The following is a 24,394-nucleotide window of genomic DNA, read 5'->3' on the forward strand; positions in this document are numbered from 1 at the left end:
GTTGGCTACCTCCTCCTCTTCGGATTAAAAGCGTCCTGCAATCCATCGCCCACCAGATTAAAAGCAAGCATTGTCATCGATATGAAAAACGCCGGATAGAACAGCCGCCACCATTGGCCTGACAAAATGGTTGACAGACCGTCATTGGCCATGACGCCCCAGCTTGCCAAGGGAGGCTGAATACCTAGGCCAAGAAAGCTTAAGAACGCTTCTGCGAAGATGGCTGATGGCACCGAGAACGTCACTTGCACGATAATGACACCTAGCGCGTTGGGCAGCAAATGTTTGCGGATAATATACCCCGCGCCTCCGCCTAACGTCCTTGCCGCTAGCACATACTCCGATGATTTCAAACTAAGCACTTGTCCGCGCACGATGCGTGCCATTCCGATCCAGCCTGTGGCACTTAAAGCCACGATGATGGTCAATAAGCCAGGGCCCATGACGACCATCAAGAGGATGACGACAAGCAAATAAGGGATCCCATACAAAAGATCAACGAACCGCATCATGAGATTGTCGATCCGTCCGCCTAAGTACCCGGCGATGCCGCCATAAATAATGCCGATGACGAAATCGATTAAAGCAGCCATGAGGCCGATAAATAGCGAGATGCGTGCTCCGTAAAGAATACGGGCATAGACGTCGCGCCCAAGCTCATCCGTACCAAACCAGTGGGCTGCCGATGGTTTTTGATTGGCATCGAGCAGCACCTGTTTCGAGTAGCTCTGGTCGGTAAGGAACGGTCCAAAGATGGCCAGCAGTGACATTAATAGAACGATGATTAACCCCACCATGGCCAGCTTGTTTGCCCGAAGCCTAATCCATGCTTCCTGCCAGAACGACAGCCGTATTCGAACAATCGCTTCAGCCGTACCTTTATTCTTTCTCATTGGGACAAATAAGGAATCTGGAACGTTCATCCTACCCCTCCTTCCTGTGCAGCTTGATGCGGGGGTCAATGATGCCGTAGGCGATATCCACCAGGAACATCATAAAGACTAAAAGAGCGCTATAGAATACAGTCGTGCCCATAATTAGCGAGTAATCCCGATTATTAATGCCATCAACGAAATATTTACCCATTCCCGGAATGGCGAAAATCTTTTCGATAACGAAGCTCCCCGTGAGAACGTTAGCTACCAAAGCGCCGAGTAAGGTAACGACCGGAAGTACCGCATTGCGAAGCGCATGCTTCAAGACAATCGTTGCGGGCGACAAACCCTTGGCCCTTGCCGTTTCGATATAGTCTGCGGTCAATACCTCGAGCATGCTGGCTCTTGTTAATCTAGCAATAATCGCAAGAGGTCCTGTAGATAACGCAAGTGCAGGCAGGATGACATGTTTCCAGGTTCCCCAAGTAGCTACCGGAAGGAGCTTCCATTCGACGGATACATATTTGATCAGCAAGGTCGCCACAATGAAGTTGGGTACCGCAATGCCAATTACGGCAAAGATCATGGCGAGATAGTCTATGATTCTGTTCTGCCTCAATGCAGCAACTGTGCCGAGTGCGATACCGGTCACGATAGAAATAAGGATGGACACGATACCGAGCTTAAACGAAACCGGAAATCCCCTATCGATCATGGAATTGACGGTGTCGGGAAAGTGGCCAATGGACGGTCCAAGGTCCAATGAAAGCAGCGATTTTAAATAAAGCACGTACTGAGTCGTAATGGGTTGGTCCAAATGATAAAATTCCATCAAGTTCTGAACCGCCGTCGGATTCGAATTCTTGCCCTCCTTTTCGAAAGGTGAACCCGGAACTGCATGCATCAGTGCAAAAGTAACCGTAATAATTAGCCACAGTGTGACAATCATGGAGATAAATCTGCGAAGAATATATTGTGCCACGCTATCACCCACTCCCGCTTTTTAACAAAATGCCGTTCTCATCGCCAATTCCGTCATGACCAGCATGGCTTGGTAAGCCTCCAAAATATGCTTAGCCTGAAAAGTAACAATTGGGCTATTATTATCAATGGTCGTACCCGGCATCAGGTGAGCCCACTCCGCTTGACCATAGTTGGCAAATTCAATCTTCAGCACCGGATGATCTGGAGGTACGAGCGGCTTGACCTTACTGCGATTAGCCAATGCTTCCTTCGTTTTCTCCCGGAGCAGCTGGCCGCTTTTTTCCGGGGTTAGGCACAAAGCCGAAGTCCGGGAAATCCGCCTTTTCACAATCGCTGTCGTGATTCCCGGAATAAGTTCCTCTGCTTCAATCGCAGTCTCATCGTCCCCAGCTACCAATAGAACAGGTACGCCGTAATGTCCAGCAACATAAGCATTAAAACCCAGCTCGCCAATTACTCTATCATTAATGTACATATTACGAACGCCGAAGATCATCGTATGGCTTAGTACCCCTTTGGTAGCCGCTCTGGTGTGATAGCCTAGAAAAGCCGCTCCTGCAAATGAGGCGTCTAATCCCTGTACCATAGAAAAAGGCTTCACATCTCCTGAGATCAACTGTGTTTCGGGATGGAGCTTCTCGATCAATAGATTGTTCATTTTGGAGTGACTATCATTGACAATGACTTCTTTGCAACCTTCATCAAAAGCGGTTCCTATAACATGATTGGCTTCTTCCGTCATGATGTGCTGCCCACGTGTGTAGTTGTACTGCTTAGAATCGATAAACGTGTTATCGACAAGCCCGGTGATGCCTTCCATGTCAATGGAAATATACAGTTTCATAGGTTATCCTCCCACATTGTAGAGTTGCAAAAACCCAGCAAACAGCCTTGGGAACATTCCTCCCAAGAGACTATTTGCTGGGTTTTATTTACGGGTATGTTTCCATACGGATAAATAAAGCAGCTTACACTGTACCGGAAGATTGGAAACCCAGTTCTTCTCGGCCGTTAAGTGCTAATTTATATTTTTTTTGCGCGTCTTTGTACGCTACGCTCAGAGCCTTTTGAGATGATCCATGATATCTGCGTCGGATTTCTTCCGTCACCACATCAAGGAGCAGCATATTGTGACCGATAAAGATCGAGCGGACAAAATCCGATGTGAGCGGAATTGTAGATGAACAACCTGCATCGATAATTTTATGGCTGGTGGTATCTACGACAAGTCCGATAAAAAATGCGTTGTACTGCTGGGTAATAGGATTGTTCACTGAAGCTTGAGCGTCGCCGATAACATAAATTGTGTCTTTGTCGTATAGCAAACGACCACTCTCCTAATTAGCATTCTGTTCGCTTTCCGAGCGGGATGTGGGAAGGGTTGATCTTCCTACGACCGCCAGAAGCTAGAACACTAGTGATGTAATATATTCTAACATTGAATTAACATGATGTAAATAACGAATCACTTACTAAGCGAAAGTGGCATGCAATAACCGAGCAAGTTCTTCTTCTGCCTCAAAATAAACGCCCTGATCTTTTCTTTGGATAAGGCCGTTCATGAGCAGAATGAAGCCCCATTTTTCCTGTTTATGAAAATACATATCGCTAAGCAGTCCATAAGCATCACCGGAATGTCCAATAAGTCTGTGCCCCGGGATCAGATCGTCTGTAATCTGAAACTGGAGCCCGCAATTACGGAAGAAGCCATCTTGCCTATGCCCCAACCAATGAGGGAAGTGCATGAAATCCACCGTTTCTCGCTTCAAAATTTGAACATCGTTCAATTTACCCGCGTTCGTATGCGCTTCCAAAAAGCGCGTCAAGTCATCCACATTTGTGCGCAGTCCGCCTTGAGGGCTGAAAAGCGCTCCGTTGGTGCCCGGAACATATCCGCTGTAATCGATCGCGTCCGGTTTTCTTCCACGAAAATCGTCCGTTCCTACAATAAATTGATCATCGACTTCGGAATATTCATACAGCACAGCAATGGAATCCATCTCATTCAGATCGCCGATATGAAAACTCGTCTCATTCATTTGAAGCGGTTCGAACAGATGCCTTTTGCAATATTCGTCAAAACGTTCATACGAAAGCTGTTCCACGACAGTTGCTAGAATGACGGCACCCAGATTTGAGTATTCAAAGCAATCCGGATCCCCGGGCTTCCCTTCTCCCCAGAGGTTGTCCGTGTAATAAGTCCCGCCTGGCAGCAAAATATCCGCAAGACGTTTTTGGGGTGGGTTCTCACTTCGCGAATCAACGACAAATCGAACATATTCATCTTGCAGCCCCGAAGTATGGGTCATGATGTGTTTGAGCGTTATCGGGTTATCTGGATACTTTGGATTACGCACCGGAAACCCAAGTAGGTCTCCTACATCCTGATCGATACCGCATAAGCCCTTCTCCACAAGCTGCATAATCGCTGACGCGACCACTGTCTTCGATATTGAAGCAATCCTGAAAATGGTTTGAGTCGAAACGGGTATGCGCCTTTCCACATTCGCCCATCCATACCCTCCGCTCCATATCTTACGCCCTTCGTAAATCATCGAGGCTGCTAGACCAACGATCCGATGCTTGTCCATAATCTGTTGGATCCGTTCATCCAAAGATTTCAAGGCGTTCCTCCTTTGTCCTTTTTTGGCAAAAGAATTTATCGATATATTTACATTATAATAAAGTCTATTCCTGCTGTGTAGCATTTTTTTTGTTAGGAAAACATGGGCTTAGTGAGCAATACACAAAAACAGTCAAACCTCGACTGCTGCCGATGGTTTGACTGTTTTCTTAGGATTATGCTAGCAATATCTTTATTTATCTATATTAATTATTAACATCATTAAATTGTTTCATATTCAGGCTTGATAGCTGATTATGCATCAAAAGTCACAAAAATAAAGTAATAATCAAGATTAATTTTCTCAGCATGTTTACTTCAATTTTGCACTCCAAGGCATATCAACTTCACCAAATCCATCTGCACCTTTAATCTGTTCCTGTTTTGCAATTCGCCTTCGTTCCGTAGCTATCCAGAACAAATGTAACTTTAAAATACATTTCCGCTTCAACCGTAAAACTTGTCGAAGAACAGAAGAATAAAAGTTAGCATGGTACTCCTAATACACCGATAAATCAATTTCATCACCTTTTCCCAAATCGTTAGTTCTGTAATGCTTTATTTTAAGAGGTCTTGATAATTCGGTGGAAAGTCTTTTTTGTTGGGTCCCTTCAAATGTTCAAATTTGACGAGTTTAACTCCTACTCCGGATTTCACTTCAAACGTAAAGAGATCCTCGCCAACAGCAATATGAGGTCCCACAGTAGAAGTTGCTTCAAGCGTAATCTGAAATTCAAACCCTCGAAACCCATTTAATCGATCTATATGTTTAACATCAATAAAATAAGGATACAAATCAGGTGCAACTTTTAAATCCTTGGAATACACCTCAGAGAGTTTGTCATTCATATATGGGTGAGCGTATTTGAGCTGCTAGATTGTTTTTCAGGTGCTGGAGGGTCTTTTATGCATTAACTTTGAATAAATTTAATATTACAGGTAAGAATTCTAATAAATAGTAGTAGAAAGAGGTGACTAGAGTTGGGTGATAAAAAACGTGAGGACTCCTGGAATGACGAGCATGATCAATTATTAGCCGAAGTAGTATTATCTCATATTAGGACTGGCAGCACACAATTGGCTGCTTTTGAGGTGAGTGGAAAACCACCAATGGATGTGGATGGACTTGTTGATGAGCGGCAAAACCCATGAACCCTCAAAATGTTATATTTTAGAAAATTTTTAGAATTGCTTTCGAGGGTGTTTATACTTCTCATTTAGACTAAGGTTGTATGCAAGAGAAACCATATAACCTTAAAGGAGAGATTAATATGAATACACAAAATAAAGCACAAAATGCACTGGAAGACATCAAAGTCAGTTCGAAACTGAAGATTGCTACGCTGTGGGCGAGTTTTATGTTTCTCTATATTTATGTTGATTATTTCGCCTTATATATGCCGGGCAAAATAGAAGGTATTCTGGCAGGAAAAATATTTATATTTGACATTTCATATGTCTTTCTATTGATAGCACTGATTTCGGTAACAATTCCAGCTCTTATGATTTTCCTTTCTGTTGCCCTGCCGGCAAAAGTAAGTCGCTGGGCAAATATCATTATTGCCGCGGTGTATATTCCCTATACATTGTTTAATTTGACAGGAGAGGCTTGGGTGCACATGGTGTTTGGCGCTGTTGTAGAAGTCGCTCTTCTTTGTCTAATTATCTGGTATGCATGGAAATGGCCTTCTTCGTTACGGTAATTACGTTACTAATTATCTTTACTGCATGGAAGTGGCCTAGGCAGGATAGCTAGCAACGCGGGTTTCGGGCATTACTAAGAAGAATGATGATGACATAGTCGCAACTTTTGCATATCGTATGCGAAAAACTGGCTATCAAGAAAAAAATGAATATCAAACAACCCCCACCTCGGGATGGGGGAGAAGAAATGTCTACTGTTTAAGAATTTAGCCGGCAATGCGTTGGCAGCGAAGCTGACCATGGCATGAATGGCTCCAGTGCCTTCGGATCGAGCTGACCTGTTAGTTGAGGTAGCTGTTCAAAGAGAAACTTCAAGTAGTCGAATGGCTTGAGTCCATTTTCCTTGGCCGTTTCGACAACGCTGTAAATGTTAGCGCTGGCCTTTGCGCCTCGCGGCGTGTTGCTAAAAAGCCAATTTTTCCAACCAATTACAAAAGGTTTAATCGACCGCTCGCTTCTGTTGTTGTCGAGATCGAGTCGTCCGTCCGCAAGGAATGCCGTTAGTTTCTCCCATTGATTTAAGCTGTAGGTGATCGCTTGTCCTGTCAAACTCTTAGGTAACGTTCGGGATCGCTGTTGCTTCAGCCACGTATGGTACGCTTCGATCACAGGAAGGCTTCGTGCCTGCCGTGCGGCAAAGCGTTCTTCCGGCGTTGCTTCCTTCAGATCCCGCTCAATGGCAAAGAGTTGATTACAGTATTTCAGGCCTTGCTTCGCCACCGTTTCCGGATTGTTCCTTGCCTCTGGCGGCGCCGCCTTTAAAGCCTCGTCATATTTACGCCGTGCATGTGCCCAGCAGGCGACAAGTGTCACACCGACCACTTTGTGATAACCTGGGTAACCGTCGACATGAAGGTAACCCTTAAATCCGGCCAAAAAGTTTCGCGGATGCTCACCGCCTCGGGTTCTCTGGTAATCGAACACAACAGCCGGGTCTTCTCCGCGTCCGCTGCGATATAACCACAGATATGATGTGGATTCGGCCGATTTTCCTGGCTCACGCAATACCTGTAAAGTGGTCTCATCTGCATGTAAGATATCTTTCTTCAGTAAGTTTTCTTTCATGGCGCTAACCACTGGCGTCAGCCACTTCTCCGCTCCGTAGATCATCCAATTCGCCATCGTTTGCCGGGATAATGTGAAGCCTAGGCGAGCAAAGTGCTGTTCTTGCCGATAAAGCGGTAAGCTTTCCACATATTTCTGGCACATCACATGCGCCAGAATCGATGGTGAAGCTAGGCTGCCCGGATAGACAGGCTTTGGCATAGGTGCTGTGACGATAGGTGTCTGAATTTCATTGCGCTCGCATGATCGGCAGGAATAAACCTGCCTCACGTGGCGGATAACTTTGACTTGAGGCGGCACAATAGCGATTTCGCTGCGTGTCTCGGTGCTCATCTCATGGAGCGCACCGCCACAGCACGAACAGACCTGATCCGCCTCAGTAAGTTCATAAGTCACCGTTTCAACTGGCAAACGTTCAAAATCCGCCTCACGCTTACCGTTCGTTTTCCGGCGCTCGTAGGTCACTTGCTCCATCGGCGGCTCTTGTCCTTCAGGCGACGCAAGCACCTCGGCTTCGTTAAACAGATTTAGTTCCAATTGGTCAGGACTCGTCTTCTCGCTCGATGCACCAAAAGCGTTTTTGTTTCGCAAGACGGTTTTGCTCCTCATACCATTTGAGCATAGCAGTAAGCTCAGCAATTTGCTGTTCCTGCTTGGCAATTCGCTGATTCAGTTTTTCGATTGTTTCCAAGTTTTCCGCTCGATTTTCCATACCATATACTTCGGTAAATATCGCTTCATCCCTGCCGCAAGGTATGGCGATACAGCGAACATTCAAGTTAAATGACCGTTTCGGCTATAACTTTTTGGTGTGCCTGACGCTGACTAAGCGAAAGTCCATCCAACAGCCAGCGAAGCTCGCGGGAGGTAATTGTTGTGGTGCCCACGCTTTCGTTCGGCCACTGAAACGTGCCTCGTTCAAGTCTGCGGTAAAACAGCCAAAAACCGTTGTGCCCCCAGTGTAAAATCTTGAGCTTGTTGCACTCGCGGTTGCAGAAAACAAACAAGCATGAAGAAAAGGGATTGAGTCCAAAGCCTTCCTGTACGATTGCGGCTAATCCGTCGATAGACTTTCGCAGATCTGTTGATCCAGTGGCAAGATTGACATTCTGGACACTGGATAATGTTAACATGGCTTTTCCAGTGATTGCACAACTTCTTCTCTAAGCAACCGTGGGTCAAAGCCAGGACGGATCTCAATTTGGACTGAACCGATACGAACGACAAGTGAAGATTCATGGGTGGTAGACTGGATTGGATCGGAAACCTTTATCGGGACCCAGCTAGAGAAGATAGGGCCATCAGCCTCTGAATGAACTACTTTTAGTTTGCGTAGCCAGTACTTCAACTGCTCTTTGGTTACTTGGTGAGCATCGCACCAAGCTGCCATTGAAAGATCACTCGCTCGATAATCGGCGATACGAGCTGACCAATCCTTGCGACGCTGTTCTTTTGTGGTCATAAGGCAACCTCCAATTTAATTGGGATGCCTTCATTTTCTCATATATATTTGGGTTCTTGAAGGTGTGCTGAATTTGACGCTTACATATATGGTAATAAAAACAGGACAAGCATATCTTGAAATTTCAATTCCCTAGAATCTTTTTCGGGGTTTTTATTTGCTGCAGCAACACAAGAAATTTTGAATGTAATTAATGATGCTATGATTAGAACACAAACAATGACCCATTTGTTTCTCATTGATAATCCCCCTTTGTTAAACTACATTGATAAGTTTTCCAAAAGGAATGATATTCATCACTTTAACCTGTCCACTATCACAAAAAAATAGCAGGTCGCCGCGGCACCTGCTTCATTAGCGTTTTATATTAGTTAACGTTCCTCGTTAGATACTTATTAGCATTAAACCCAACCCGAACGACCATCGCCCACTGTGCGCTTTGAAGAGTCTCAGCAATTGAAGAGTAAGATAACATCTGTTGCTTATCAGTACCCTGCAACCCCCAAACTATCGTACTTTCATTAAGAGGGACTTTTTCCTTCTGTTGCAATCTCATCTCCCCTGTCATGTTGAGCCCAGCTGGTTTGTCAACTCTGACAGCCGTACTGGCGTAACCACTTTCGGAAACAAATGCATAAACCAGTTCACTATATACAGTTCCACTCGGATCATGACGGTCCTGTAACGAATATACGAAATCTCCATCATATTGATAATTACCCTGATTGTTTTTTCCCTGAAAGGTCGTTCCCATACCACTCGATATATTTGTTTTCACGCCGTCCTTCCAGTATTCAATGTTAACTTCTACCGTTTGACAAGGACCTTCGTAATGTAGTGCAACTGCCCCTGACATCAGGCCGAGTAAAGGCTTCAGTTTCTTGTTTTCATTTCCGTCAAATAACGATTCTGGAGAGGCTAACCATGTCGAAGCGTCTGTTTTGTTATCTATTGATATCGCAAAGTCCTTAACTTTACGGTTTACAGCATCATGTACAACGGCCAAAGAGATCGTGCCCGTAATGACAATTAACGCAAGTATTCCTGTAAACTTATTTGCTCCCATATATCCCCCCCCCTTTCCATTAACACTTCAACATAATACCATAATTTGTAATATAAATGTGATGTTACTACCTCTGGATCACACATTATGCCTGATCACGTGATACTAGCCCTCCCTACTACTTAAAAAAACACCAATAAAACATAAAAAATGCCCTACAGTTAAAAATCCATTCTGATATAATCAAAAATTGTAAGCGATTACATTTTGAATAATGGGAGGAATTATTAATGAATTTAAAAGTAAAGGCATCTTCACGATTACTACTGTCTATCGCATTGGCCGGTGGTTGTTCACTATGGGGCGCAGGCACAACGAACGCCGCCACTATCAATTGCAGTACGAGCTCTTGTTTGACGAACGCTTTGGCAAACGCCATGCCCGGAGACATTATTGTACTGGCTGCGGGTGTCACATTCAATGGCCAGTTCACTAGCGCTGTGAACGGAACTTCATCCGCACCGATCACTATCAAAAGTGCCAGTTCTTCGAGCAAAGCGATTTTGAAAGGTCCAAGCACCAGCAGCGGTTACGGCCTGCATGTGACAGGTGATTATTGGATGGTTCAAAACATCAAGGTAACCAATTCTCAAAAAGCCATCATGCTCGACAATTCCAACCATACGACGATCGACGGAGTGGAGGTATATAATATCGGTGCAGAAGGTATACATTTCCGTGACGGCAGCTCTTACAACACGCTGAAGAACTCGAACATTCACGACGTAGGCAAAGTGGATCCAGGCTATGGTGAGGGAGTGTACGTCGGTTCTGACGAGGCAGCCTCTTACAACCACACAGTCAAGAACAATTCAATCCTTAACACGACGATCGGTCCAAACGTCACCGCCGAGCACATTGACATCAAAGAAGGTGCGGATGGTACCCTCGTTCAAAATTGTACTTTTAACGGAACAGGTATCAGCGGAGCCAACTCAGCAGACAGCTTCATCGATATCAAGGGAGTTAATTCCAAGATTTACAATAACACCGGTAATCGAAACGGTAACAGCAATATCGCAGACGCGTTTCAGAACCGCATTCACGGCTCCAGCTATCCAACAGGCACGAATAATGATTTCAGCGGCAACTCGGTCAACCTCAACGGCGTCGGTTATATCGTGAACGTAGCTTCCGGCAGTGCAAAGGTGCACGCTAACACCCGCTCCGACGGCTCTTCAATGCTGTACAACGGAAATTACACACCCTATTAATTATTAGCAAAAAAAAGAAGCTCAGTTGTTCAAATACACTGAGCTTCCCTGTTTCGAATAGGATTTACTTCCCTTTATCGTTGTTCTCTATAACCATTTTCGCAAAAAAGAAATACTTTCTTTTCGCATTTCTTCCGTTTCTACATGTCCTACGTCGTATCTTAATAATTTCCACGCATCTGTAGCATTGTGATCTAAGTATACTTTCTTCAGTTCGTTATCAATTTTGGTCAATCCTGCGTATGGAGTCAATTTATCAAGATTGCCTGCTAAGCTCAAATGAGGACGAGGAGCGATCAATGCATTAATTTGTGCTGTAGTAAAATGGTTCAATAGATCAGGTACATAATAATATACGCCGTGTCTATCTAAACCACGTTCGTCTAATAATGCCCCATAATCCGTCAGGCAGCATATATCGATGGTTACTTTAATTCGCGTATCCAAAGCGGCTAACCACCAGGCCATTGTACTTCCCATCGACATGCCCAATGTGCCGATTCGGTTAGGGTCTACATCAGGCCGGGATACGAGATAGTCTAATGCACGTAAGCTGTCATAAACCATCATTCCCCACATGTTTTGACCCTTCCAAAGCATTTCCTTAAACGTCTCCGATTCGGTTCGATCACTTCTCTCTCCGAAAGCCCAACAGTCGATGCACAGAACGGAGAACCCTTGTTGAGTAAGAGTTTCACCGTAAGATGGCTTTTGCATATAAGGTGGGGCTGACAATAACTCATCCTTCCCGACAGCGTAAAATCCGCCATGGGAATGGTTATATAGGATGGTAGGCGCTTTACTCCCCGCTTTCTTGGAACTCAGAAAATAGGCGGGAACCAGTTGAATCCCATTGAGTTCCAACAACAGCTTTTCCAATATATAATTCTCATGCTCTTCCTCATGTATTTTAGTAACCTGAATAAACTCCACGTTAGTTGGCAGTTTACCGAGGAGCCCATATAATTGATCTCTACGTATCTGGTTATTCATTGTTCACCGCATCCCCTTAAAAATCTGCTCTAGATCAAATCGATATATGCATCCGTTCTTCTTTCTTTTTTAAACAAGCTGCGAGATTCCCAACAGCTTTGTGAAAATGGAAAACCACCAATTTTGCCAATTTAATCGCATGGACATCGTGAAGCCCCTCTTTCTCAAATCCTAAGAATCGATCCATCATATTTGACAGTGTTATTCGACAATTAACTACGCTTTCCTCTTACGCAAAAAAAATCTGCTCGAGCATTCGAATAGCTCGAGCAGACAATTTAGTTTTGTGTATTCCGTTTATGTAATGATTACTAAAGGCTGATTTCCACAACATTGTTCTCGGATCTAGATCGTTCTGCTGCAAAGACGATTTGGTGGCCATAAATCGATTTCTCCAGAGATGTCGAAGACAGAGAAGGTTTATCTCCCCGTAAGGTGCGAACAAAATCTGCAATCAGCCGCAAATCGCCGCCACCGTGCATGTCTGATGTGACATTAGACTCGATCCGTACTTCCTTGTATAAATGACCAGGCCTTGTATCCGGTTGCCTAACCAAGAAGTAGCCATCTTCCATATTGCCGGAAATTTCGCCTTTGGTCCCCGTGATATGAATCGTCCGGCACGACTTGGAGGTGGCGCCAGTTAGATTGTGCGATGCCGTACTTCCGTCTTCGAATTCGATGATGACCGTTTGATGATCGACAACATCGTTATCGCAGCGCCATACGCAGCGTCCGTATGGATTGGATGTTCGCAACGATTCAATTTTTTCTTCGTGGGTAGGGACTGTACCTAGGTGCATATTGTCCCATGCATAAATGCCCCACAACTCTTGTTCCATATACATTTTCTTAGCGGAATACGTACACGTGGCTTCAATCGGACAATCAACAAGACACCTTGTACCAGCGCCTTCCGGGGCTTTCTCCTCACGAAACTGGAATAATCCGCCAAAACTGCTAACTTTCTTCGGTCGTATACTGCCTTTCATCCAAGAAATCATATCTAAGTCATGGCAGCATTTGGCTAATAGCATGGAGGAATCACAGTTCGCTATACTATTCCATTTCCCCCGTACGAAAGAAGTCGCCATATGGTGGTAGCTGACATTTTCCTCTGTCTGAATGGCGATGATATCCCCGATGATTCCGCTTTCGATTTGCTTGCGGATTTCCAAATAAAAAGGTGCATAACGCATGACATGACAAATCATCACGGTACGATTATAGGAGTTCGCTGCTTCGTACAGTTCAAATACTTCCGTTTCACTTACGCCGATCGGCTTCTCTAACAGAACATATGCTCGTTATCCCCCCTCGATTTAAACAAGGTAGATATGCGGATTTTGACGGCGGCATTCTTCCATTACCCACATCTGCTGCCGTACTTGCTGCGGTGTGATTTCTAGTGGGGCACCGTCGCTTAACGTACGATAAAGCATCAAATACAATTTCTCCGTCATATGCTCAAACGCCGACTTGCCCTCTGGGATCGACACGTCCCAACTTTCAGTGTTCCACGTCAGTGTCTCATTACAGTAAGCAGGCATTCCATTGCTATCGAATAGCGGTTCTTTCGTCAACCGTTGAGCCGGCGCTTCCTCCGGTTTGAAATATTTCCATTCTAGTTGCCCAGCAGTACCGTGGAGACCGCCATTCGTGCCTTGAATATTAAATTGCTCATTAGGGAAAGCAGCGCACGATGATATTTCAAGATCGATAATCGGATAGCCTTGTTTTCTGAGAATCAGCTTCACATAATCTTCCGCATCCCCAAACGTATTCGTTCGATCCATCATACACGTTACTTGAGGTAGCCCATCGGTTCCGAGAAATTGCAGCGCTTGATCTACAGGATGCGGTCCGGTGTTCATAAGGTTGCCGCCATTGTTACTTTGCAGCGTCTGCCAATCCCAACGACGAGCGAAGCCGTTCAAGGAGAAATCAATCTGGACGATACGGCCTAGCACGCCGGAATCTATTACTTTTTGAATCTGGACAAAAGCAGGCTGATAACGAGATTGCTGAAATACCGCCAATATTTTACCGGATCGCTTCGAAGCTTCAATTAGTTGATCCACTTCTTCCACAGATTTGGCTAGCGGTTTTTCGCAAAGCACATGAAACCCCTTATTTAACAACTCCAGGGTGATAGGGAAATGCAAATGGCTTGGGGACGCGTTGACGACTAAATCCAGCTCCTCGTTCGCAACCATTTCCTCCCAGGTATCATAGGCTTTGCAACCATACTCCTGTTCCGCACGCTTCTGACGTTCTGGAATCGAATCGGCTACGGCGACAATCGTATAATAATCCTTAATTTGTACGAGCAAATTACCATGAATGTCGCGACCGCTGCGGCCTTGTCCGATAATACCAACCTTCAATACCTTTTGACTCATAAATGGTACACCTCTTTCTTTGTCAATTTACAGTTTATTGCCGAATGTTTTCTTGTATTCCGTAGGTGTGATTCCACATCGTTTCTTAAAAGTTCGGATAAAATGGCTCAAATGATGGAATCCGACCTGAAATCCGATCTGTGTAATCGTATGCGTATCGCGCCGGATAAGCTCCATCGCCCTCTCAATCCGTACCTCAGTGACGAAATCTACAAACGTTTGTCCCGTTTCTTTTTTGAACTGATGGCTGAAATAAGCAGGCGCCATATTCGCTATGAATGCTCCATGCTCCATCGGAATATCTTGACTGAAGTTATCATAAATGTATCTTTTCACATCATTAATCGGATGTTGGTCCGCAAGTGCTGGTTGTTTGGCAGGCTTCCGCTTCGTCTTTCGATATTCGCGGTCGACTAAGATCAGCAACTTGGCTAAGTTAAGCAGGATCGAGTGTTCGAATCCGACTTCACGATGCTCGTATTCATCCTGAATATCCTGAAGGAGCTGCTCGACGAAAATCTGCTTGTTTTTCCCGAAATGAAGCCAAGATTGGTGTACGAAAGGAATCTTGTAGTCCTCATCGGAATGCTGAAGTAAAGGATTTAGTGTATCGGAAAAGGGCTTTAATTGCTCCTGTACTAGACTAGGTATAAAATCGACAAGCACCACCTCGAATTCTTTATCCTCGATCGCACTCAGACTATGCCCTATATTGGGAGCAATGATGAAAATATCTCCTCTGCTTACTGTAAGCGACTTACCGCGTAATTGATGATTGCACACCCCGCGAAGGACATAAGCGATCTGAACATAATCGTGACTATGCATGGGCTGCTTCAGCAGACTGCTGGAGTAACGCAAGATTTTAAAAGGAAACGCTTTATTAAGCTGATCCTTGCTTTGATAAAAGGGTATTTCCCCTTCCATCCCCATATCACTACCACCTACTATCATTTCATTATGATGGACTCATCAGCTTCTTCACGAATTGAAAATCGTGTGCCAATCGTTCATAAGCGGGAAACGGTGCATGGCATTCCAACGTAACCCAACCTGCGTAGCCCGTTTCGAGAAGAGTATCAAACAGCGGCTTGTGATCAGCCTCTCCCTCACCTAGACGACATTGAAGGAACATCTCTTCACCACGGTGGGTGACATTGGTAAAGGTGCCTGGAGCGCCAACTTCACTGACACGCAACTCATCTTTGACATGCACATGAAATAAATGCTTGCCCAATTTCAAGACGGAATCACGGCCATAATCAGTGTCGGTAATATACATATTTCCCGCATCATGGATCATGCCAATATTATCGTAAGCGATAAGGTCAAGTAGACGCAAGCTGCTATTTACGGTTTCGATGAGTGATTGATTATGAATTTCCATTACTATATCGACCTGATGTGCTTTCGCTTCTTCCGCACATCGATTGAGCCAGTAAGCTGCCTTAGCGTAGTGGTAATCTTGTGCCATAAAGGCATTTGGACCACCTGGTGAAACACGAACCATCGAGGAACCTAGCTGATCTGCAATATCAAGCAGCCTTTGAAACTCGTCGAACGTCTGTTGGCATTCTTTATCGCTTGCCGTAGAAAACCCACCAGTATAGGTGGCCAAAACAGGAATCTCGAGATTCAAGCTTTCGGACAATGCTTTAATTTCATTGATCCGGGGTTGACTGATCGATGAGGATAGATGGTGCTCACGGACAGCGATTTCAATGCCATCCATGCCTAATCGTTTAGTGAGCAGCATCGCCTCTTGAATGCTATGCTCCATAAATACGCCACTAAATGCCGCGAACTTCATTATATTTCCTCCCTTAAGAAGACTTGTTTGCCCGACTTAAACGTACGTTCCAAACGAATTCGGCTTCCTTCTCTACGGAACAGAACCAAATCGGCCGGAGCTCCTGGAGTCAGGCCTGCAGCAGAAGGCAGCTTCATAAATCGGGACGTTCTTTCTGAAGCCATGTCCCAAGCTACCGCTAATTCGGCTAGATCCCGATTCGTTACATGCTCAATGCCCCTAAGCAGCATTTGCGCCGATCCAGCTAAGATGTTCTCGTTATCAGCGAGATGCAGCTTGCCCTCAGGTGTCAAAACGACGGAACCGCCAATGTGCGATGTGTAAGTACCCGCTGGCAGTCCACTTAGTGAAACCGCATCACTTACCAGCATGGCTTGAGCACCTTTCACTTTAAACACAACCTTCAGTACTTGATCGGGCAAGTGGAAGCCATCAGCGATCACACAGCTCCACAACCGATCCTGAGCTAATTGCTCCCAGATATAATTAGGATGGCGCGGCATCATCAGGTGAGCACCATTGCCAAGATGAGTTGACATCCGGGCGCCTGCTTCCACCGCTTCAGCTATTTGTTCCGGTGTCGCGGATGTATGCCCGATCGAAACCGTTACGCCGTTTTCCGTACATTTGGAGATAAATTGAGCACTGTTTGGCCATTCTGGTGACAGAGTGATAATCCGGATTCGTCCACCGGATGCTTCCTGCCAACGGTTAAACAACTCCCAATCCGGCGGTCTTACATAATCACAATTGTGTGCTCCGCGAGCGCCGTCATTCGGCGAAATGAACGGACCTTCCAGATGGATTCCGGCAATGCCATGATCTGCAACAGGATCCTGCAGGCACGCCAAAGCTATCGATTCCAAAGCTTCTTGTATCGCTTGATCACTATTAGTTATGACCGTCGGAAAGCAGGATGTCACCCCTTCCTGCCAAAGCTTGCGAATCACTTCCCCAACCATCTTGTCAGGATACGGCACTTGATTAAAATCATGACCTGCATAACCATTAATCTGCAGATCGACTAGTCCTGGAGCGACAATCGCCAGCTCTGACGTATCTCGGTTCTCCGATTTAACCGGCTCTATGCTCTTGATAACCCCCTGCTCCATGCAGATCGAGACAGGCTCACCCGTTGCATAATGAATGGCCTTCAAGTTCATGTCTTTAATTCCCATAAGAATCCCTATCCACATAAAGGGTACAATCCGGATGTTTCCGCAATATCGTTGACGGACATTCGGTTGAGATTGATCCATTAAGCGTACGCTCGACCGCTTTGCGTTTCGTAGGTCCGGGAACAACGCAGAACAAATGTGAGCCTGAGAGCAAGGCCGGGATAGTCAACGTTAGCGCATGGGTGGGGACATCCTCGAATGAAGGGAAACAACCGTCATTCACCTGCTGCTGCCGACAAGCATCATCCAGTTCTACAACTTTGATAACCTGTTGATCGTTAAAATCGGCTACTGGCGGATCATTGAAAGCAATATGCCCGTTCTCACCGATTCCTAGACAAACGATATCGATAGGAGCCTGCAGCAGCAATTCTCCGTAACGGCGGCATTCATCTTCACTCTCATTTGAGCTGTCAATCAAATGAACCTTACCCGGATTTACTTGATCAAACAGGCGCTCACTCAAAAAACGACTGAACTTTTGCTCCGCATGTAGCGGCAGACCGTTATATTCATCCATATGAAAGGCTGTAATTCGGGACCAGTCAATGGATTCATCCTCTGATAAATACTTCAAAACCTCATTTTGTGACGGTGCCGCTGCAAAAATGATTCGAATGCCATGTTTTTCGGACAGCAATTGCTTGATCTTTGCGGCAACTTCAGCGCCTGCGGAAGCCCCTAGAGCACGACGGTCGTTATATACGTTAACCTTCAAAGAATCTACCGTTTGTTTAAAGACGATTGGTAATTCATTCATATTTCCATACTCCTTTCGATCATCCGAATGGCTTTGTGAAAGAGATCAATCTAGATGCCATTATTCCATGTGGAGCTGAACACCTTTGGCCGAGCTTTCATAGATGGCTTCAACCAATTGCACAGCTCGTAATCCGTCCTCGCCAGTAACGAGGGGGTCTATGCCGTTTTCGATAGATGCTATCACATCAATAAACTGGCTTTGATGAAAATCGGAAACAATACTGCGAGGATCAGACACTCCTCCGTAAACTCTAGCTTGGGTCCAGTTGGGCTCGGTTCTGCCAGGAACTGTCCAGTGAACAATTGAAGAACCTTCCAACTTAATCGTCCCTTTTTCCCCATAAAGATTAATGGTTGCCGGGAACCCAGGTTGGATGTTGGTTGAAGCCATAATCGTGCCGAAAGCACCGTTTTTAAATTGCAGAATCGCCAGCCCCAAATCTTCCACTTCTATTTGATGTGTTTGAGTGGCTATTTTACCGAAGACCGTATGAATCTCTCCGGCAAACCAAAGCAACAGATCCAAAATGTGTATGCCTTGATTCATAAGAACGCCACCATCCTCGGCAATCGTCCCCCTCCATTCGGCTTCATCGTAATACGCTTGCGTCCGAGAAAATGACAGAGATGCTTCCACGAGCAGAAGTCTGCCAAGAGCCCCTTCATCTAGCACACGTTTGACTGCTTGATGTTGGGCTTCAAAACGCCGTTGGGAAATGACAGACAGTGTAACTCCACGTTCTTTCGCCGTGCGTACAAGCTCCGCAGCATCATGTTTATTCATGGCAATCGGTTTTTCCAGCACTAGATGCTTTCCAGCGTTCAAAACGTCTAGCCCAATGCGGGCATGACTTCCGCTTGAAGTCGTCACACAGACGATATCTACATCCGGACTATGGATCAACTCTAGATAATCGGTCGTCCAGTCGCAATTCTCCTGCTTCGCAACCGCTTTCACTCTTGCTTCTTTACGGCTGGAAACAAAGGTTAAGCTTGCGTCCTCTATCTCGCGGATTGCCTCGATATGAAAGTCAGCGACGGATCCACATCCAATAATGCCAAATCTCCACGTTGTCATAGTGCTATACCTCACTTAGAAGCGCACGCAGCGCATCGAGTGTCATACGAGTACCCGTCATCTGACTTCCACCCTCAGGAATGAAATGTGTTTCGATGGTGAAGAGGCCAACATATCCGTCTGCCAACAATGCTTTGAGATGTGGAATCACAGGTACGTTGCCTGAGCCAAGTGGCACACAACGGGCTGTCCCGTCTGCGCAGATATATGCATCCTTTAGATGAACATGAGCCAATGTATCCTTCATGAATCCGTAACCTGCCGGAAAAGCTTCACGACCGCCGTATGCCTCGTTGCCCGGGTCCCACAAACCCCTTAAAGCGGGTGAATCAACACTGCGCACAATTGCAGCCACTTCTTCCGCAAAGCCGCCATTGCAGGAAGGCTCATTCTCTAGCAAAAGCTGCACCCCTTCGCGCTGGGCTTCTTGAGCAGCTCGCCGTAGATGATGGACAATATCTTCCTTATAGAGCTGCGGATCCGTTTCACGCCAAAAAGAAAAAATACGAATCCGTGTCGTGCCTAGCAGCTTTGCTAACTGGATCACGCGTTTCAGCTTGCCAAAGTGTGCATCCACGCTCTCTTCTTTCTGGCCGAAAGTGTCTCCAGTGGCAATCGGTCTGCTCGGATCCAGCGCACATTTAAACAAAGGAGAGGCAATCGCGGAAATGAATAACCCGCGGTCTTCGACTTGACGCCGGACTTCCATTGCTTGATCGTCATTTAGAGTGACGACATTCAGTCCGTTAATGACACGGACTTCAACATGCTTTAAACCCTGTTCAACTGCCCAATCCAACGCTTCCTCGAAATTAGCTGAAACCTCATCCGTCAATACTCCCAATCGTTCCAACATCAAAATTTAAATCCCACCCGTCCTTTTGTTCTATCCACAGTGCATTATCTTCTTGTTTCTTGATTCTTATCATATCAATTAAGCTTTATGAAAAGTTGACGTTTTTTTCGAAGTATATTGATATTTTTTTAGCATTACAAAAGGTACCTGCTTGGAAATCAATCCACAGGTACCTCTGAATGTTCTTATCTAGAACTATCTTCTACCGTCTCAGGCTCGCCCCAAGTAAACACTTTGACGCTGACCGACGGCTTCGGATCGCCTTCGAATTTGCAGCTGAATGATATCGGCTGTCCGCCGTTTTGAACGATCGGCGCATCTACCGACGTTTCCACCGTTTTCAGCAGATTCCAGTTCTGATCATAAATTTTGCCAGTCCGGTCGCCATCGCAAACGAGATAGTGATTCGCGAGAATTTCCGCCTCAAAAGTCATATAAACGCCGTTCACAAAAAAGGACGGCCGTTTCACCGAAGCATCGTCATTGCCGTACGAAGGCCTCACACGCAAGCAAAACTTGAGAGGCTGATCGGCATGGCGGTTATAGAACGTCCAATCCGCACCTCCGGGCTGCCCAGGCTGCAGCTCGGCCGGGTTGCACACGAACGGCTTGGAAATGTTGACCGGATATAGGTTCCATCGTCCTTCGCCCGCAGGCTGCAAATGCCAGTCGCCTTTCGGGTCACGCAGCCGTTCCTGCTGCTCCGGTGTAAACGCTCCGGCCCGCCGTGCCATCTCCCATTGTCGTACTGACTCAAACAGCACGTTAATATTGCCATTGCGCTGAAGTACGCGCATATCAGCTACAAGCGCGAAACCCGCGTTAAATCCTGCCGCCTTCGACAGCACCCATTCGATTTCGTCCGGCACTGTCGCTTCGAATTGATCGTTAGCTGAACGAACGAGGAACCAGCCGAGCATCGGCGGAATAAAGTTCCGCGCAAAAAAACGCTGATTGTTGAGCCGCCATTCAAGCTGGCCTTCGCGCGTTTCGGCTCCCCACGGCTCTCCCCAGTTGAAGCGCGTGAAAATGTGCCACAAATAATTCGGAACAACGATACTCGCATCATTGATCACTTCTTCTCCCCAGCCTTCGTAACACATCTTCACGAACCGGTTGACACCGTAACCATCGTGTCCGGATGCGTAGCAGCCTTCCAGCCCATCGAATGATATTTGTTTGAGGCCCGTCTTTCTGAAAAGCTCGGCAATTCGCTGGCAGTATTCGTCCTGAAGCTCAATATTTGGGAAGAAGACGTCATACCCGTGATCCCACAACCGACCGATTGCCACACCAGCTTCATGCGCTGCAACGGCCGTGCCTTTCACACCACGCCGCACGCCAAGCAGTTTCCATGGCGCGCTCTCGGAAACCCCGTCGTATTCGATCAGCTCCCTGCCGATCCGCGCCGAACGCCGGAACATATTCGCTGCGAATGGTCGAGGATCGTCGACGACAATATACCCAGTGTCTATGCCGACCGGCTCGATTAGCTTTGCCTCTCCAACTGATTGCAGCCGCTCGTCCGGCACTGGCGTCACATACGGATCGTTCAGTGTTGTAAAGTTGGTCAATGTATGAACGCCGACGTGAACGCCCATCCCCTCCGCCATGTCTACGCAGCTTTTCAGACCTTCATCGCCGTTCGGAAAGTTGTGCGGCTTCAAAGAAAAATGTCCCCATTGTCCGAACGGATCGGGATGATAAACATATTTCAGACCGGCCATCTTCGTATAATGAACGGCATCCGCCATCGTCGATTCGGAGAAATCGGTGATCAAATACGACTGGTTCGCCGCAGGCGACGTTTTCCCCCAGATGCCTTCGATCATCGGATGCGGTAGCCCTTCCCCTAGCTCGACGGCTTCGATCGTATCCAGTACCCGGTTCACCTCACAACCGAATATAGCGATCGCCGAGCCGACAATTTCCGCTTCTATCCCGCTTATCGCAGCAACTTCAATATCCGGCAAATTCCAAACCGGGCGCCTTGCGGCTTTGGTCCGGTTCCTTGTGAACATTTGCAGCAAGCTGCCTTCATCGGTCGGCCATGCTGAACACGATTCATATTCAAACTTGGCGTCCGCAAATGATTGATCGGCGAATGGAAGCTTTTCTGCCTCCATGGGCCAGCCGCCAATCGTCTTCACATTTAACGCCTGAATGCCGATCGCAAACTGCCCGTCGTGAACAACGCCAACCGACTCGCCGATCGAACCGGCTATCATTGTCGCATACGGCCCCCAAATGATCGCTTCTGCATCTGCTCCATCGATGCACGTCACTGTAAATGTCACATACAGTTCCTTTACCTTTATCGCAACGCCTACCTTAGCGCCGCTTTCATCAAATCGAAACGTCAGTATGCCGCTCCCTTCGTTGTAATCTGCTGCAATAGGCGCCTCCAAACGCCCGTCGATGACAACACGAATGAATGGTGTTGCATGTGTCGCAGATGTGTACGATTTTCCGCTGCCCGCATCGGTCATACCTGTGATTTGGCCTTTTCTGTCTAGAACAATGATCAATCTTCCTAATTGCCATGAATACATCTTTCTCTCATCCCCGTTTCGAGTTTAGGTTTAGTTGCCCAGCGTGTAGCCATAAATTCGAATGTCCTCCCCAATTCTCGCGAATTTGGAAAGGACATTCGAATACTTTATTATTTTTTCAAGTTTTTGTCGTATACTTTTTGCGCTTCTTCCAGCACTTGATCTCCACCCATCTTCTTCCATTCCGTTACAAAATTGTTAAATTCATTCAACGACTTGCGGCCGGTAATGAAGTCGATATAAGTTCGCAGCGTAAACTGTTTCAGCTTATCTTGGGTTTCATTGTAGATCGGTTTGTTAAACGGCGCCAAAATATCGATGTTTCTCGTTGCTTTCGCACGTGTGTCCTTCGCTAGCTGGCGCAGATCTTTTTCAGAAGTATACGACGTTTGGAAATCGTAATCGTTAAACGAACCGGCCATCGAATAGCCGCCTAGACCTGCTTTTTTACGTTCTTTCTCATCCGTATAAGGCGCAATATATTCAACTGTTCCCTTGTCGCTTACTTTCCATTGCTTACCTTTTTCACCGAAGTTCATTTTTTCGTAAATCTCAGGATCGAATTGGGTAGCTTCGAAAACTTGCATATATTTGACCAGTTTGTCTTGATCTTTCTCCAATTGCTTGCCGAACATGACGCCTGAAGCATACGCCGGATTATATTGCGACATGCCATATTTGCCGTCTGGTCCTTTAACGCCGCCTACAATCGCAAAGTTGAACCCCGGATGAATTTTTGCCAGTTTGTCGTGCCATTGCTCTCCCCCGAGGAATGCATTGCCTGGTAGTAACGTCCACCAATAATATTCGATGGCGCCGATTTTGTCGGTAAGCACTTTGTCCTCAACGTTATTGCCCTTGTTGACAACAAACTCAGGGTCAATCAGCTCGTTCTTGTACCAACGATTCAACACTTCGAGTGCTTGCTTCGCCCCAGGCTCGATTTCGCCACGAATAACTTTGCCATCTTTCTCTCGGAAAATGTTCGGATAAGCGTCAAATGCGCCGAACACTGAGCTGAACATGCTTTCGATATTGTCGCCTGAAGAAGTAATGCCGTACGTGTCTTTTTTGCCATTGCCGTCTGGATCGTCGTTGCGGAACTTCATCAGAGCGGCTTCCATTTCTTGAACCGTTTCTGGCGTTTTTGTGATGCCGACTTTATTTAACCAATCTTGCCGAAAGCCGAGCTGTAAACCATCGATGCCTATATCCCAGATGACTGGCAAGCCGTAAAGTTTACCATCTCTTCTGACGTATTTAAATGGATCGTCTCCGAGAAACCGTTTTAACCAGCTCATGTATTTCGGCATATTTTGCTCGATCAGCTTTTGTGGGATTTCTGCCGCCACGTTCTGTTGAAGGAACTTGTCGTAGTCCGTAAACGACGGTTCTTTCCACCAATCTGGAATTTCGCCCGAAGAAATCATCAGGTTCAATTTTTCTTTCATCGCTTCTCTTGCTGTTGAGGTAAAATCGATATCGATGCCGAATTTTTCTTTAAGTGCATTTACGCCGACGGAATCCGGATTTTGATTCTCATCCAGGTTCCAAAACGTCAACTTCATTTTAGGCTTCGGTTTTTGTCCGCTATTTGTGGACTCGGAAGTTTGCTTTTTTTGACTTTCGGCAGTATCGCCGGACGATTCGCTTTTGCTGCATCCGGCCATCACAGACATGAACATAAATGCGGACAGCGCTCCAAACAACCAACGCTTTTTATTCAATATAACCAACCCTTTCTTTTCTTTTATGTATTCTATTAATAGG

At 46.1% G+C, this 24,394-nt stretch carries 24 protein-coding genes and 1 pseudogene; 3 read left to right on the forward strand and 22 right to left on the reverse strand.

Annotation, left to right across the window (positions count from 1 at the left end; all coding sequences use genetic code 11):
- Positions 1-5 precede the first annotated feature (5 nt).
- The 6 genes from GC102_RS02355 to GC102_RS02380 form a co-directional block, all read right to left on the reverse strand.
- Positions 6-923, reverse strand: a complete 918-nt coding sequence (locus GC102_RS02355; protein ID WP_171688068.1) for an ABC transporter permease — start codon at positions 921-923, stop codon at positions 6-8.
- Between the two features lies 1 nt (position 924).
- Positions 925-1,857, reverse strand: a complete 933-nt coding sequence (locus GC102_RS02360) for an ABC transporter permease (RefSeq protein WP_171688069.1) — start codon at positions 1,855-1,857, stop codon at positions 925-927.
- A 21-nt stretch (positions 1,858-1,878) separates the two neighbouring features.
- Positions 1,879-2,703: a D-aminopeptidase DppA gene (gene dppA, locus GC102_RS02365; RefSeq protein WP_171688070.1), complete on the reverse strand. Its 825-nt coding sequence runs from the start codon at positions 2,701-2,703 to the stop codon at positions 1,879-1,881.
- A gap of 124 nt (positions 2,704-2,827) precedes the next feature.
- Complete coding sequence (locus GC102_RS02370) at positions 2,828-3,184, reverse strand: DUF3870 domain-containing protein (protein WP_171688071.1); 357 nt, start codon at positions 3,182-3,184, stop codon at positions 2,828-2,830.
- A 147-nt stretch (positions 3,185-3,331) separates the two neighbouring features.
- Positions 3,332-4,483 (reverse strand): serine hydrolase domain-containing protein, encoded by a 1,152-nt coding sequence (locus GC102_RS02375; RefSeq protein WP_171688072.1) that lies wholly within the window; start codon positions 4,481-4,483, stop codon positions 3,332-3,334.
- 557 nt (positions 4,484-5,040) lie between these two features.
- Complete coding sequence (locus GC102_RS02380) at positions 5,041-5,331, reverse strand: DUF3888 domain-containing protein (protein ID WP_171688073.1); 291 nt, start codon at positions 5,329-5,331, stop codon at positions 5,041-5,043.
- 132 nt (positions 5,332-5,463) lie between these two features.
- Here GC102_RS02380 and GC102_RS40500 point away from each other — a divergent pair, with 132 nt between their 5' ends.
- Both GC102_RS40500 and GC102_RS02390 read left to right on the forward strand, forming a co-directional pair.
- Positions 5,464-5,634, forward strand: coding sequence for a hypothetical protein (locus GC102_RS40500; protein ID WP_171688074.1), 171 nt, complete (start codon positions 5,464-5,466; stop codon positions 5,632-5,634).
- 119 nt (positions 5,635-5,753) lie between these two features.
- Complete coding sequence (locus GC102_RS02390; RefSeq protein WP_171688075.1) at positions 5,754-6,185, forward strand: DUF6326 family protein; 432 nt, start codon at positions 5,754-5,756, stop codon at positions 6,183-6,185.
- 199 nt (positions 6,186-6,384) lie between these two features.
- On the opposite strand, the pseudogene tnpC reads toward GC102_RS02390, so the two are convergent.
- The 5 genes and pseudogenes from tnpC to GC102_RS02415 form a co-directional block, all read right to left on the reverse strand.
- A pseudogene (tnpC, locus tag GC102_RS02395) lies at positions 6,385-7,963 on the reverse strand (IS66 family transposase).
- Between the two features lie 67 nt (positions 7,964-8,030).
- On the reverse strand, positions 8,031-8,384 hold the full coding sequence (tnpB, locus tag GC102_RS02400; RefSeq protein WP_171688076.1) for an IS66 family insertion sequence element accessory protein TnpB: 354 nt from the start codon (positions 8,382-8,384) through the stop codon (positions 8,031-8,033).
- Positions 8,378-8,713 carry an IS66 family insertion sequence element accessory protein TnpA gene (gene tnpA / locus GC102_RS02405; RefSeq protein WP_171688077.1) on the reverse strand — a complete coding sequence of 112 codons (336 nt, stop codon included), beginning with the start codon at positions 8,711-8,713 and terminating at the stop codon, positions 8,378-8,380. The genes tnpB and tnpA overlap by 7 nt, the downstream gene beginning before the upstream one ends.
- Positions 8,714-8,793: 80 nt before the next feature.
- Entirely contained in the window at positions 8,794-8,952 is a 159-nt protein-coding gene (locus GC102_RS02410) for a hypothetical protein (protein ID WP_171688052.1), read from the reverse strand.
- Positions 8,953-9,080: 128 nt separating this feature from the next.
- Positions 9,081-9,779 (reverse strand): hypothetical protein, encoded by a 699-nt coding sequence (locus GC102_RS02415; protein WP_171688078.1) that lies wholly within the window; start codon positions 9,777-9,779, stop codon positions 9,081-9,083.
- A 230-nt stretch (positions 9,780-10,009) separates the two neighbouring features.
- Here GC102_RS02415 and GC102_RS02420 point away from each other — a divergent pair, with 230 nt between their 5' ends.
- Entirely contained in the window at positions 10,010-10,993 is a 984-nt protein-coding gene (locus tag GC102_RS02420) for a right-handed parallel beta-helix repeat-containing protein (protein ID WP_171688079.1), read from the forward strand.
- Between the two features lie 87 nt (positions 10,994-11,080).
- Here the strand turns inward: GC102_RS02420 and GC102_RS02425 are convergent, their stop codons facing one another.
- From GC102_RS02425 to GC102_RS02475, 11 genes are all read right to left on the reverse strand, one after another.
- Positions 11,081-11,986 (reverse strand): dienelactone hydrolase family protein, encoded by a 906-nt coding sequence (locus GC102_RS02425; protein ID WP_171688080.1) that lies wholly within the window; start codon positions 11,984-11,986, stop codon positions 11,081-11,083.
- Positions 11,987-12,297: 311 nt separating this feature from the next.
- Positions 12,298-13,185: a Gfo/Idh/MocA family oxidoreductase gene (locus GC102_RS02430; protein WP_246320704.1), complete on the reverse strand. Its 888-nt coding sequence runs from the start codon at positions 13,183-13,185 to the stop codon at positions 12,298-12,300.
- A 123-nt stretch (positions 13,186-13,308) separates the two neighbouring features.
- Positions 13,309-14,388, reverse strand: coding sequence for a Gfo/Idh/MocA family protein (locus GC102_RS02435; protein WP_171688082.1), 1,080 nt, complete (start codon positions 14,386-14,388; stop codon positions 13,309-13,311).
- Between the two features lie 27 nt (positions 14,389-14,415).
- Complete coding sequence (locus tag GC102_RS02440) at positions 14,416-15,321, reverse strand: AraC family transcriptional regulator (RefSeq protein WP_171688083.1); 906 nt, start codon at positions 15,319-15,321, stop codon at positions 14,416-14,418.
- A gap of 25 nt (positions 15,322-15,346) precedes the next feature.
- On the reverse strand, positions 15,347-16,198 hold the full coding sequence (locus tag GC102_RS02445; RefSeq protein WP_171688084.1) for a sugar phosphate isomerase/epimerase family protein: 852 nt from the start codon (positions 16,196-16,198) through the stop codon (positions 15,347-15,349).
- Positions 16,198-17,376 carry an N-acetylglucosamine-6-phosphate deacetylase gene (locus tag GC102_RS02450; RefSeq protein WP_246320705.1) on the reverse strand — a complete coding sequence of 393 codons (1,179 nt, stop codon included), beginning with the start codon at positions 17,374-17,376 and terminating at the stop codon, positions 16,198-16,200. The genes GC102_RS02445 and GC102_RS02450 overlap by 1 nt, the downstream gene beginning before the upstream one ends.
- On the reverse strand, positions 17,366-18,136 hold the full coding sequence (locus tag GC102_RS02455; protein WP_171688085.1) for a glucosamine-6-phosphate deaminase: 771 nt from the start codon (positions 18,134-18,136) through the stop codon (positions 17,366-17,368). Before GC102_RS02455 ends, GC102_RS02450 begins: the two co-directional genes overlap by 11 nt.
- A 60-nt stretch (positions 18,137-18,196) precedes the next feature.
- Positions 18,197-19,216 (reverse strand): Gfo/Idh/MocA family protein, encoded by a 1,020-nt coding sequence (locus GC102_RS02460; RefSeq protein WP_171688086.1) that lies wholly within the window; start codon positions 19,214-19,216, stop codon positions 18,197-18,199.
- A 4-nt stretch (positions 19,217-19,220) separates the two neighbouring features.
- The gene (locus tag GC102_RS02465; protein ID WP_171688556.1) at positions 19,221-20,072 is read right to left on the reverse strand and encodes a sugar phosphate isomerase/epimerase family protein; all 852 of its coding nucleotides are present in this window, start codon (positions 20,070-20,072) and stop codon (positions 19,221-19,223) included.
- 185 nt (positions 20,073-20,257) lie between these two features.
- Positions 20,258-22,624, reverse strand: a complete 2,367-nt coding sequence (locus GC102_RS02470; RefSeq protein ID WP_171688087.1) for a hypothetical protein — start codon at positions 22,622-22,624, stop codon at positions 20,258-20,260.
- A 110-nt stretch (positions 22,625-22,734) separates the two neighbouring features.
- The gene (locus tag GC102_RS02475) at positions 22,735-24,351 is read right to left on the reverse strand and encodes an extracellular solute-binding protein (protein ID WP_171688088.1); all 1,617 of its coding nucleotides are present in this window, start codon (positions 24,349-24,351) and stop codon (positions 22,735-22,737) included.
- Positions 24,352-24,394: the final 43 nt, after the last annotated feature.

It is taken from the genome of Paenibacillus germinis (assembly GCF_013141785.1).
Lineage (GTDB): Bacteria > Bacillota > Bacilli > Paenibacillales > NBRC-103111 > Paenibacillus_E > Paenibacillus_E phytorum.